This window comes from Micromonospora sp. LZ34, assembly GCF_052981855.1.
This window is the reverse complement of record NZ_JBRIQN010000108.1, coordinates 1-6,238: the sequence shown is the minus strand read 5'-3', so window position 1 is coordinate 6,238 and position 6,238 is coordinate 1. Positions and strand designations below refer to the sequence as shown.

The window sequence follows — 6,238 nt, the reverse complement described above, 5'->3', positions numbered from 1 at the left end:
GCTCCTCAAACGCCTCGCCATCCATGGTCCCCTACCCACCGCCGCATAACCCCGACGAATTAACGGCGAGGGGCACTAAGGCGCCGCCGCCACCAGCGCGGGCGTCGGTCAGCAGCCGGTCCAGCCGGGCCAGTTCCTCCGTCCGCCCGAGGATCACCCGTGCACAGTAGCAACGGGCCTCAATCGGGGCGGAAGACCGCCACCAGCACCGCCGGCGCCGAGGCGCAACACCTCTGGCTAGCGGGTTCGCTGCGATGGGAAGATATCCACCGCCCTGGCCGGGCTGCGGGGCTGGTTCAAGCGCATGAATGAGATGCGCCAGCCCACGACCCGTTCGAAGTCGTCGTTGCTGTAACCGCGCCACTCGCTGCGACGGATGGCGTCGATAGCGAGGAACGGTTCACCATCGACATGGCTGCGGAGGCAACCACGATCTCTGTTTTGGCCGGCAAGGCGGCTCCGATCGACGGGGACGGGGTTGTCCGTGACGACAGTTGGATCGAAGTCTTCCAGTCCGAGGCCGGCGCGCTCGCCTTCGTGCAGGCATCGGGACCCGACGATCTCCGTAGGATGCTGAGATGTCTCGACCAGTGATCTTCGACCTCTTCCATACCTTGATCCAAGGGGCCGACGAGGAGCGTGACCGGGTAGTCGGCGAGATGGCGGTCATGGTCGGCGTAGCTCCGGCCGAGCTGGTCGCCGCGTACCACGCCACCTGGCGGGACCGGCTGGTCCGGTGGGACGTGGAGGAGACCATCCGCATCCTCGCCGGACGCCTCGGCGGCACACCAACCAACGAACAGGTGACACGGGCCGGTGAACATCGGCGAGCCCTCGGGCGCCGAGTGCTGGACAGCGTCTCGACCGCCACCCTGGACGTGCTCGACGCGCTACGCGACGACGGGCATCCGCTGGCCCTCATCAGCAACGCCACCTCGGACACTGCCGAGGCATGGCCGCAGAGCCGGCTCGCCCACCGGTTCGACGTCGCGGTCTTCTCCTGCGACGTTGGGCTATCCAAGCCAGACCCGGCGATCTATCACCTTGCTGCCGAGCGCCTGGGCGTTGGGCCGGCGGAGTGCATCTTTGTTGGCGACGGCTCAGACGGTGAGCTGGCCGGGGCGGCAGCGGTCGGTATGACCGTCTTCCGGACCACGGAGCACAACGACACCGACCCCAGCTGGGGCGGGCCGGTTATCGCTACCTTGGCCGACCTGCCCGCCATACTCCGAGAGCCGTTCAAGGTCATGGAGCCGGTCGAGTAGAGCGGTCAGTACAGCCATTCGTACAGCCAAGCGCGCCGACGGACACAGTCCGGAATCGACGGTAGGCGACATGACGAGCAGGTCAGCGGTAGCCGCCGACGGAGGCAGACAGCAGTCTTGATCTTTGCAAGACAGAGGTCGGAGAGGGTCATCGGTGGCGCGCGTCTGGGGTGTGCGCGAGGTAGTCCACCTGATGTAGCTTCCCGCCATGAAATGGACTCGCCGGATCGCGCTCGCCGGGATCGTTTGGTGCGCGGGCCTGTTGGCAGCATCGACACTTCCGGGAGGACTTCCACTGCCCACGCCCATCATCCTGGCGTCGGCATTGCTGCTGGCGCTGCCGGGCCTTCTCATCACCCTCATCGCAGTCATGCGCCTCGCGATGGATGAGACCGGCACCCCTGCAGGTGGCGGCCAGGCGGTGTGGCGTCTGTTGCGCGAAACGATGCCAGGTTGGTTGCTCATCGCGAGCTGGCTGCTGTTCGCCGGGTTCTGGCTGGTCGGAGTTCTCTCTATCAGTGGTGCGCCGGGTGTGCCGGAGCAGCGTGCCGGAGCGTACGTCGCCAACAACCACGGCGAGGTGACGGTCATCAGCAAGGCTCAGTATCTGACCTTGAAGGCGCAGGAGCAGCGGATCGCGGTTTTCGTGCCGGGGGGCTTTTGCGTGTTCGCTGCGGTCATCTCAACTGCCCTGCTTCGTCGAGAAGCGCGTCGCGAGGCGGTGCGTCCGTAGGGCCGCCGCGAGTAGGCGTTTCGCGTACGACGGCCGGCGGGCCATCCACGGGCCACAAGCCTGTGTCACCCGGGGTCAAACCAGGCCACCGGGGACCGTGTCGATGGGGGAAACGCCGTGCCCCGATCCGATCTTGTGCGATTCCTAAGCTGACAGTGCGGGTTCGATCCCGCCACTCGCTCCACCTAACGATTGTGGCCAGGGGCTACCCGCTCTGCGGCGAGCCGCTCCCGGACCTCGGCGGCGAACCGTGGGTGCGCCTTCAGCCGTACGGAGAGCTGGTCCCGCGAAACCTGAGCCCCAGCGAGCCGTTGCCAGGAGAACGCCGCCATCACCAGGGCCATGACCAGCACGGCGAGCAACAACGCGGCCGTCATCCACACCGTGGTGCCGTCCACGCCGTTGGCCCGCACGCGCAATACCGCCGCGAACACGCCCAGCAGGGTGAGCGCGCCCGCCACGCGCCCGAGGACCTTCACCCGGTGGTGGAGCAGCACGCACCGCGCGCAGTAGGGCCAGGCGACCCGGATTGACCGCACGTTCTGGACAACGGCGACGAACGCGACAACTGGTAAGGGTGCGAGCATGGGCGTTACCGCTACGCCGAGGAGAAACGCCAACACCAGCGAGGCGACTGCCGCGATCACTGTCCAGCCAGGCGACGTCCGGCCGAACCTGGGGTGATGAATCTCCTCGGCCGGCTCGCCATGCCGGACGCAGACGCCGGGCAGCATGTGTCCCTGGGTGCTCGCCCAGGCGACAGGCACGTCGATGTCTTCCATTCATCCTCCCCGTTGACTGAGGGAGGCAGTGTAGCGATCGATCCGCCCTCCGCGTCGCCCTCGCGCGTGGCTTCGAGGCGGACTGGTCGGCCTGGTGTGCCAGGTGCGGCATACGTGCGACACCTCCTTGCCCTTGCCGCCCTTCCACAAGGTCTTGCCGAAATGGTGGCGGGCGCGGCCGCGATGACAGCAGTGGATGACAGCAACGGCGCTGGACGGACCGACGCAGCAGCGGACGCGTGGAGCGCTACGACCAGCGGTTGCCGACCCTCCTGCACGATGCCGGACCATCCGGCCGAGGCTACGGATCAGATGGTCCAGGGGTCGAGGAAACACGGAGGCCAGGCCCCTGGCGAGTTGTGGATACTGCGAGCCACTATGAGCGAAGCCTTCGTCTTGCAGCCCTTCGGCCGGTGGGTCGTGGTCAGGGTGAGCAGTGGCCAGCGTTGGATTGTCCGTCTTACGCAAGATCCGTACGGTGACGGCTACGTCTACACCATTGCGACGGAGCTGCATGCCGACGGCCTGACCGCGTCGACGGTCGCCAAGATCGACGGACAATTCTTCGACCTCGATACCACCCTGTCGGGCTTCGTGCAGCGGCTCGCGGCTGACTGGCAAGGTTGGAACGGCGTCCGTACCTGGACGTCTTGGGAGCGCGAGCTTGCAATCGATGCTCGGCACGACGGTCGAGGTTACGTGTCGGTCCCGTTGGGCCGTGAAAGGGGCGATGACCACGTCGATGCGGGCGTCGAGCTTGCCGATCATGTCGTTGAGGTGGTCGATGTGGGTCAGGTGCAGCCGGCATAGCAGGGCGGGACCTGAGGGGCCTGGCTTGACATCCGTGGCTCACATCAACGGCGGCGGCAGAGGCCGGACGAGCGTGGACGGCTGTCGGCTCTGAGCCGAACCCGTGGGACCTCAGCGGACGTTGCGACCTTTGCCGAAAGCGCCTTGTAAGCGAGATGTCGCCACGCCTCAGGGCAAGCTGGTCGGTCAAACTGCTGGGTGGCGCACCTATGATCGACAGGTGCTTCGATGGCGGCCGGTCAGGGTTCGGGTTTTCTACGAGCTACCCCTGTTCGTGCCAGTCGACATCCAAGTTCGCGCCCATGACCTGATCGAGTCAGGCAGCTTTCGCCAGGCCGTGCGCGTGCTGCGGAAGCAGGCTCAGCTCGATCGATCCGAGGCCAAGGTGGCCGCGTCGCGTCTTCGATCCGGAGAGGTCCTCTCCGACTTCCCAATGCCCGGCGGACCCGATGTGGCCAGCCGAGTGCGAGGTCTTCGGGACAGTGGACGCCGCAAGGAGGCGATCTTTGCAGTCCGTAGCGAGCGCAACGTTGGCCCAGCGGAGGCTGAGGCCTTCGTCGACTCCGTCTAGCAACGGCGTCGGCGTGACGGTCCGGTAGCGGTAGAGGCAGCAAGGAGGCAGCGATCGCTGCGGCCAAGGCTGCGAAGCCTCGTCATGCAACCGCTGGGACCGGGCGGGATCCAGCCTTGCTTGGCACCCGATCTCACCGGTCGACAACCTGTGCCCGCTTCCCCGACGGGGGTAGTTCCCCTGCTCGGCGAAGGTCTCGCCGTAGGTTACGGCAACTCTCTCTCAGGATGACCGCGTGCGAGACAGGACCACCGCCGCGGCGAGGAGGCAGCCCAGGTGACAGGTCACGGCGGCAATGAGGAAGGGGAAGTACCACCACCCGTAGAGGTCGTGGGTGTACTGCTGGCGGGCGAGCTCGATTGGCGCGACGAGCGGCGTGCAGAGGACGATCACGATGATCAGCGCCGCAGCGGGAAGCGCCAGCCCGATGGGCTCGCCGTGGTAGGCCCATTCTCGGAGCAGGTAACCCAGCACTGCGGTGGTGAGGAAGAGAGCGGCCAGGGCGTACCCGAGCAGGAACGGGCTGATCCGGGTTGCTCTAGTTTTAGCGCCGATTCTCAGGTTGGCCCAGTAGCGGTATTTCTTGCTCGGGGCGGCCAGGCGGTGGTCCTGGCTCCAGATCAGAGCATCGCGATCTGGTCGTCCGGGCGCGCGCGGGCCGGAGCCAGGGTCAGCAGCGGTCCGAGCGTGTCGCCCGGCCGTTCGCGCGCGGCGACGCGTCGGATCGGCCCATTCCTGGCAAGTAGCCTCCTGCCCACTTGTTCGATTGAAGGAAACTTTCGCTCGATCTCTTGCGCGTGCCAATGCTTGCCGCCGACAGTCTGGACCACCACCAGCATTCGACGTCCGTCGATGCGTTCCGGGTGGGCAGCTGAGGAGGAAGCATGGCACCGATCTCCCGCCGCAGAAGCCGCCTCGTCACACTCGCGATCGCCGTCCTCGCCGGCCTGGCGCCGGCCGTGCTGTGGGCGTTGCCCGCACAGGGGGCCGTGCCGCTCTACACCGCCCTGGGCGACTCGTACTCCTCGGGCGTCGGCACCCGCACGTACTACTCCGACGGCACTAGCTGCTACCGCTCGCCGTACGCGTACCCGGTCCTCGACGCGAACCAGATCGGCGCCAACCTCACGTTCGCCGCCTGCTCTGGCGCGAAGGTCGCCGACGTGTCCAACAACCAGCTCGGCAGTCTCAGCTCCTCGACCAGCTACGTCACGCTCACCGTCGGCGGCAACGATGCCGGGTTCTCCAACGTCATCACGCAGTGCGCCAAGCCGTGGCCGTACACCTGCTGGGGTGACATCGACAACGCCAACCACTACATCCGGAACACCCTGCCCGGCACCCTGGACACGCTGTACAACAAGATCCGCTCACGGGCACCGTACGCCCGGGTGGTGATCGTCGGGTATCCACGCCTGTTCAACGAGAGCGACTGTCAGTCGCTGTCCCGGATCAGCCCGGGGGAGCAGGCGGCGCTGAACGACACCGCCGATCTGCTGAACCAGACCATCAAGGGCCGGGCAGTCGCGCACTCGTTCCCGTTCGTGGACCCGCGAGCCGCATTCACCGGGCACGCCGTCTGCGACTCCATCGAATGGATCAACGGCCTGTCGGACCCGATCAGGGAGTCGTACCACCCGAACCGTGCCGGCCAGTCGAGCGGGTACGCCCCGCTGGTCAAAAACGCCATGCTCAACACCACGACGGCGGCCGCCGACAAGGCGTAGACACCGCCAGCGGGTACCGGCCGGTGAACGCGCCCGGCCGGTACCCGGCTCCGCGGGGGCAGGCTAGTGCGGTGTCCACTAACGTTCGCCGGGTTGGCGGGGTTGGGGAAGTGTCGTAGGGGTGGTGTTGGCTGGGGTTTGTGCCTCGCCGTCGGGATCCTGCCGCGCCGCGGGTTGTGCATTGCACGGCGCGGGTGGGGTTGCGGGTGACGGTGGGGCAGCGGCGGCGGTGTTTCGGCCTGCTGCGCTCGGCTGGTGACGTGTGGGCGTGCGTGCTGGAGGTCAACGCGTGGCGACGCCGCCGCCACGACGCACCGCTGACCGGTTACCAGGAGTTGTGTCGGGAGTTG

At 66.9% G+C, this 6,238-nt stretch carries 8 protein-coding genes; 5 read left to right on the top strand and 3 right to left on the bottom strand.

Annotated features, from left to right (window positions below; translation table 11 throughout):
• Positions 1 to 411: 411 nt before the first annotated feature.
• The 3 genes from ACVCAH_RS37240 (at position 412) to ACVCAH_RS37230 (ending at position 1,998) form a co-directional block, all read left to right on the top strand.
• The gene (locus ACVCAH_RS37240) at positions 412 to 594 is read left to right on the top strand and encodes a hypothetical protein (RefSeq protein ID WP_447140907.1); all 183 of its coding nucleotides are present in this window, start codon (positions 412 to 414) and stop codon (positions 592 to 594) included.
• Positions 579 to 1,265: an HAD family hydrolase gene (locus tag ACVCAH_RS37235; protein ID WP_447140906.1), complete on the top strand. Its 687-nt coding sequence runs from the start codon at positions 579 to 581 to the stop codon at positions 1,263 to 1,265. The genes ACVCAH_RS37240 and ACVCAH_RS37235 overlap by 16 nt, the downstream gene beginning before the upstream one ends.
• Before the next feature lie 208 nt (positions 1,266 to 1,473).
• Complete coding sequence (locus tag ACVCAH_RS37230; protein WP_447140905.1) at positions 1,474 to 1,998, top strand: hypothetical protein; 525 nt, start codon at positions 1,474 to 1,476, stop codon at positions 1,996 to 1,998.
• 185 nt (positions 1,999 to 2,183) lie between these two features.
• Here the strand turns inward: ACVCAH_RS37230 and ACVCAH_RS37225 are convergent, their stop codons facing one another.
• The gene (locus ACVCAH_RS37225; protein WP_447140904.1) at positions 2,184 to 2,780 is read right to left on the bottom strand and encodes a hypothetical protein; all 597 of its coding nucleotides are present in this window, start codon (positions 2,778 to 2,780) and stop codon (positions 2,184 to 2,186) included.
• A gap of 378 nt (positions 2,781 to 3,158) precedes the next feature.
• On the opposite strand from ACVCAH_RS37225, the gene ACVCAH_RS37220 reads away from it, so the two are divergent.
• The gene (locus ACVCAH_RS37220; protein WP_447140903.1) at positions 3,159 to 3,590 is read left to right on the top strand and encodes a DUF6228 family protein; all 432 of its coding nucleotides are present in this window, start codon (positions 3,159 to 3,161) and stop codon (positions 3,588 to 3,590) included.
• Between the two features lie 793 nt (positions 3,591 to 4,383).
• On the opposite strand, the gene ACVCAH_RS37215 is transcribed toward ACVCAH_RS37220, so the two are convergent.
• Both ACVCAH_RS37215 and ACVCAH_RS37210 read right to left on the bottom strand, forming a co-directional pair.
• The gene (locus ACVCAH_RS37215) at positions 4,384 to 4,635 is read right to left on the bottom strand and encodes a hypothetical protein (RefSeq protein WP_447140902.1); all 252 of its coding nucleotides are present in this window, start codon (positions 4,633 to 4,635) and stop codon (positions 4,384 to 4,386) included.
• 146 nt (positions 4,636 to 4,781) lie between these two features.
• Complete coding sequence (locus ACVCAH_RS37210; protein ID WP_447140901.1) at positions 4,782 to 5,000, bottom strand: hypothetical protein; 219 nt, start codon at positions 4,998 to 5,000, stop codon at positions 4,782 to 4,784.
• A gap of 45 nt (positions 5,001 to 5,045) precedes the next feature.
• Between ACVCAH_RS37210 and ACVCAH_RS37205 the strand changes: the two genes are divergently transcribed.
• On the top strand, positions 5,046 to 5,888 hold the full coding sequence (locus tag ACVCAH_RS37205) for an SGNH/GDSL hydrolase family protein (RefSeq protein WP_447140900.1): 843 nt from the start codon (positions 5,046 to 5,048) through the stop codon (positions 5,886 to 5,888).
• The last annotated feature ends 350 nt before the right edge of the window (positions 5,889 to 6,238 follow it).

What these genes read in the sequence shown, in the direction of transcription:
- ACVCAH_RS37240 (WP_447140907.1), top strand. Translation starts at nt 412, where the DNA reads ATGGCTGCGGAGGCAACCACGATCTCTGTTTTGGCCGGCAAGGCGGCT.
- ACVCAH_RS37235 (WP_447140906.1), top strand. Translation starts at nt 579, where the DNA reads ATGTCTCGACCAGTGATCTTCGACCTCTTCCATACCTTGATCCAAGGG.
- ACVCAH_RS37230 (WP_447140905.1), top strand. Translation starts at nt 1,474, where the DNA reads ATGAAATGGACTCGCCGGATCGCGCTCGCCGGGATCGTTTGGTGCGCG.
- ACVCAH_RS37225 (WP_447140904.1), bottom strand. Translation starts at nt 2,780, where the DNA reads ATGGAAGACATCGACGTGCCTGTCGCCTGGGCGAGCACCCAGGGACAC.
- ACVCAH_RS37220 (WP_447140903.1), top strand. Translation starts at nt 3,159, where the DNA reads ATGAGCGAAGCCTTCGTCTTGCAGCCCTTCGGCCGGTGGGTCGTGGTC.
- ACVCAH_RS37210 (WP_447140901.1), bottom strand. Translation starts at nt 5,000, where the DNA reads ATGCTGGTGGTGGTCCAGACTGTCGGCGGCAAGCATTGGCACGCGCAA.
- ACVCAH_RS37205 (WP_447140900.1), top strand. Translation starts at nt 5,046, where the DNA reads ATGGCACCGATCTCCCGCCGCAGAAGCCGCCTCGTCACACTCGCGATC.